The 4,627-nt window shown below is 50.0% G+C and carries 6 protein-coding genes; 1 reads left to right on the top strand and 5 read right to left on the bottom strand.

Annotated elements, in window-relative coordinates:
• From AC1WIP_RS11835 to AC1WIP_RS11820, 4 genes are all read right to left on the bottom strand, one after another.
• Positions 1-743: S-layer homology domain-containing protein (locus tag AC1WIP_RS11835; RefSeq protein WP_481142018.1), on the bottom strand; the 743-nt coding region annotated here is incomplete at its 3' end.
• 246 nt (positions 744-989) lie between these two features.
• Positions 990-1,580: a hypothetical protein gene (locus tag AC1WIP_RS11830; RefSeq protein WP_481142017.1), complete on the bottom strand. Its 591-nt coding sequence runs from the start codon at positions 1,578-1,580 to the stop codon at positions 990-992.
• A 14-nt stretch (positions 1,581-1,594) separates the two neighbouring features.
• Positions 1,595-1,771, bottom strand: coding sequence for a hypothetical protein (locus AC1WIP_RS11825; protein ID WP_481142016.1), 177 nt, complete (start codon positions 1,769-1,771; stop codon positions 1,595-1,597).
• Between the two features lie 34 nt (positions 1,772-1,805).
• Positions 1,806-3,182, bottom strand: a complete 1,377-nt coding sequence (locus AC1WIP_RS11820) for a WG repeat-containing protein (protein WP_481142015.1) — start codon at positions 3,180-3,182, stop codon at positions 1,806-1,808.
• Positions 3,183-3,554: 372 nt separating this feature from the next.
• On the opposite strand from AC1WIP_RS11820, the gene AC1WIP_RS11815 reads away from it, so the two are divergent.
• Positions 3,555-4,124 (top strand): tyrosine-type recombinase/integrase, encoded by a 570-nt coding sequence (locus AC1WIP_RS11815; protein ID WP_481142014.1) that lies wholly within the window; start codon positions 3,555-3,557, stop codon positions 4,122-4,124.
• 57 nt (positions 4,125-4,181) lie between these two features.
• Here the strand turns inward: AC1WIP_RS11815 and AC1WIP_RS11810 are convergent.
• A partial coding sequence (locus AC1WIP_RS11810) for a hypothetical protein (RefSeq protein ID WP_481142013.1) occupies positions 4,182-4,627 on the bottom strand: 446 nt, incomplete at its 5' end.

Genomic DNA, 4,627 nt, shown 5'->3' with positions numbered 1-4,627 from the left:
CTCACCCAATGACCGGAAACATCCGTAAAGGTGTGGGTATAGCCATCTGTCTCTACGCCCAGCACCTCTGCGGTGCGGTTGAGGATAGCCGCGATCTGAGCGCGGGTGAAGGTACCGTTTGGATCGAAGCGGTTGTTGCCTACGCCGTTGATAATCCCTAGGGCATTAGCTGCCAGCACATTTTTATCTGTGGTATCCGTGAAGGCTGTGGGATTGATCTGCACACCTTTTTCGGCCAGGATCGCATTGATATCTTTACCGGAGCTCTTTTCCAGCAGACGAATAAACATCTCGGCGACTTCGCCACGAGAAACCGCTTCGGTATAGTTCTGCTGCAGGTTTTCCGGCACAATCCCTGCGGCGATGGCAGCACTTACCACATCCTGAGCCCAGGAGGAGGGTGTGTCGGACCTGGGAGCCTCTTCCGTTCCCTCTGGCAGTTTTACGCCGTCCATGATGTGGATGGGCACCGCAGACCAAGTGGTGCTGCCCTGTCCCAGCTGTCCGTTGGAGTCTGAACCCCAGCCCCACAGACTGCCGTCCTGCTTCACAGCCAGAGCCGCTGAATATGGGCTCACTGCTACCACATGATCTGTGATTTTGACGGGGTGTTCCATATAGTCCGTCGTTCCATTTCCTATGTTGCCATAGGGGTTGTCCCCCCAGGCCCACAGGCTTCCGTCGGTCTGGAGGGCAAAATGGGGGCCCGAGTAGGACTGAAAATCAGACACCTGGCTGAGCACCTGATCCTGCTGCTCCTGCCGCCCCTGAACCTCATAGCTCCACAGCGTCCCGTCCTCTTTCAGATATCAGATGCCGTCCGTGGTACACCAGACCTTAACTGCGGACTCCGCTACCCGAACCGGCGTAGATGCCGGTGGTCTTGACTTTCAGCCTGTTTGTGTTCAGTTTTGCCGTAAAAAGAAAGGCTGCCTCAATTATTTTTTTCAAATCATTTTGAGACAGCCCCTTCAATGCTGGTTTTCCCGCTATTTTAAGGGGAAAAACGCCAGCCGCAATGTTTGGATCAGCGCGACAAAAAACTCCACTCCTATGGGTGCCGCCACAGTAATATAAATATACCCCGGTACCATCTGCCCATGGTTGATGCCATATATGATCGCCATGCTGAACAACCAAGTAAGTATAATGGATATCCATACGATTCCCGAAACCAAATCGAAATTGTTTATGGACATCGTTACAAAAATCAGCGTTAAGCCGCATAAACCCATAGCTACCCAGGTAAAAAAGCCCCACTCATTCCGAGCATATATGGAATATATGATGGAGACGACATACAAAACGCATATGATCGTACTATACCAGGCACATATGACTTTCTGTTTTAATCCGGTGTTTCGCTTTGAAAACCAAAATGCAACAAATGCAACAATCGACATTGCAATGGCTGAGATCACACCAGGAACGCCAAGAGACCAAAAAAACAACAGAATAAGAACTGGTGGGGCAATCAACATGAATATCGGAATAATGATGATCTCGCCTACGGCGTTGGTAATGGGTCTGTCATCTTCATAGACGAAGAGACCCCTAAAATCTCTGCCTATTCTAAACATAGTACTCTCCTTTATTACGAATTAGCCAATGCTTCCAATGCCCGCTGCGCCATCACAATGGCTTGTTCGGTGGTTAGAACGCCATTGGGATCAAAGCGGTTGTTGCCTACGCCGTTGATAATCCCCGGGGCATTCGCCGCTAGCACGTTTTTATCTATGGTATCCGTAAAGGCTGTGGAATTGATCTGCACACCTTTTTCGGCCAGGAGCGCATCGATATCTTTACTACCCCAATTCTTTGAAGTTTGCAGGAATCAGCCAATTTCCGTCCCGATCGATCATCCCCCAGAGGCCGTTGAGTTGGACTTTGGCGTAGCTCATATCCAGCGAAAATGATCCCGCCTGATCGTAGATGCAGTCAATCACCACATTCCAGTTCTGATCCATGTATCCAAATTTCCTGGAATAGCCTCCTTGATATTCTGCCACAGGCAGCAATTCTCGAACGCTCAAACTTACAGGCTCAATTCCGTACAATTCGCTCTTCAGTGTACCATTTTCGTCATAGAAATAGTCAGGGAAAGGAAAATCAGAGATTACATTCCCCTGTGCGTCAATGATCCGGTAACAGTAGTTGCCGCCGTCTATAATGGTGCTGGACGCAATGGCCAGGCCATTGCTAAAGCTCCCGATGTCCCCGTATTCCGGTGCAATGACCCATTCCCCCTGGAGATTTATGCACCCCCAAAATCCCGTTTCGGAACTCAATGCCGGCGCCAATCCCTCGGAGAACGATGATCCATTGGCTACATAAACGGTTCCGGAAGAAGACTGAAGCAGCTTCCCCTCTGGATTGATATAGCAGCGCATGGAATTTTCCAGCCGCGCGGGATACCAACCTTCAGAAAACCGAATGTATTCCCTTCCGCCGTCTCCGGAATAGGTACGGCTTGAGACAGAAAAGGCGAAGTCCGTTACCCGCACGCCGCTGGCGTCAATCAGATAATACTGATCGCGCGTCCCGTCTGCGGGAGTCACAGCCGCTACGCCATCATAGAAGGAAAACGCGTCCAAATAGCGCGGTTCTATTGCATAGTCGCCGGAGCTGTCTATGTAGCCATATAAACCGGATATATAGTCACCCACGCGGACCACGGCAAGTCCCTCTGCGAAATTATACGCTTCAAAAAATTGCGGCGCGATGACGAAACTCCCGCTGGTGTCAATATACCCGTACCCACCATCGCCTGACGCAACGGCCAGGCCGTTAGAGAAGCTGTGAGCGCTTTCAAATTGCGGTGCAATGGCAAATTGGCCGGATGGATCAAGATATCCATACAAGCCGTTTTGATCCTGCACAAGCGCCAGACCGTCTTTCCCAAACCGCTCCGCTTCGAGGTATGCGGGAGAAATGACATAGGCGCCTGTGCTGTCAATAAATCCCCAAAGACCATTTTCATCCGCCGCAGGCAGGGGGCCATATCGAAACAGTTTTTCAAAAGAAGTCAGTTCTGGCTCGGTTACCGGCGTTGGATCGCTGTTGGATTGCGTGAGATCATTCCCTGTATCATGTTCAGAAAGGCCTGCGCTACTTTTTTCGCCGCAGGCAATCAGGGACAGCATCAAGGCTGCAAGCATAAATAGTGACAGTAATCTTTTCATCAGTTATGTACCCTCCGTTCTGCTTTCCGGTGTGTTTCACCTCATAGACGCCCACTTTCAAAAACCGGTTTAATGATTTTCAGATTTTTTTAGAAGAAATTTTAGCCCCCATGAATTCTGCTGCCTGGAATGTTACATTTTCCGTCCTCTGTTGTATTCCAGCTGGTTTCTCTATCCAGTTTACCTGCTTTTCCAATTAAAATCCGAGCGGGTGATTGAAAGAATATCCAGAATCATGTGGAATCGACTTGAAGATAGTCGATCCTTCATGGTAAAATATAGCTTAAGCAGGTACCCCCGACGGAGAATGTAACCTTCGTTCTCTTTCCGGTTGTGTTTCAACATCTACGGACAAGGGGGGCTGTTTAAATTATGGCAGCAACAGAACCAATTCGGAATAAGGAACAATTACGGCAGCTTGCGGAGTATTTTCTGGGCCGCAAGCAATACCGAAACCATGCGATGCTGGTTGTTGGCACCTATACGGCGCTGCGTATCAGTGATTTGCTGCGCCTGACGTGGCCGGAGGTCTACGATCCGGTGCGGGAGAAGTTTCGTTCTCATATCAATGTGACGGAGCATAAGACGGGAAAAGGCAAGATCATCGCGCTGAACCAGCAGGCCATTGATGCGCTGCGCCTATACTATCCATACCGGCGCGGGCGCTATATCTTTTGCAACAACCGGGACGGTAAGCCGATCAGCCGGATGCAGGCGTGGCGGATCATCCATGGGGCGGCGGAGGCCGTTGGGATTTCCGGGCGCATTGCCTGCCACAGTCTGCGAAAGACCTGGGGGTATCATGCGTGGACAAGCGGCGAGGTCTCTCCCGTAGTCATTATGGAAATCTATAACCACAGCAACTACAATGTGACACGGCGCTACCTCGGCGTCGCCCAGGACGATCTGGATCAGGCGTATCTGGAAGCGTCCCTGTTCTAATATCCACCTGACAGAGAAAGAGTATCGTTGTCTCGCACGAGGGCAATGGTACTCTTTTTATTCTTCGGAGGGCTGCTCTGCGAGATTAATGATTCGTTTTCCTTTTCCTTGTGCATACTGCATTGTCTGATAAGCTCCGCCTGAATTGTGCTCCACATAGAAAACCACCAGATCACTTCGATCCACCATCTGCCGGTTGCGGATTTGATAGGCTCTCTTGGGATGGCTGTTCTGCGCAGCATCGCAGATCTCGATTTCATCGTAGTAATTGCCGAAACTCTTTACATTATTATACAGTTCTGCAGTAGAGTACGGCAATACCCAGATTAAAGAACTATTATCATCTCTTATGCGGCGTTGGAGCCGCTTCACGGCAGAAGATATGATCTGGTCGAAATCCCCGCCGCGCCCGACCAGGAACTCCACATATCCTTTTTGTAAAATAAGATCGCGGATAAGTGCTTCCGCTTTTGCCTCTGCTCGATTAAAATCCTCAATGATGC

It is taken from the genome of Acetatifactor sp., assembly GCF_982438285.1.
This window is presented reverse-complemented; position numbering and strand designations above follow the sequence as displayed.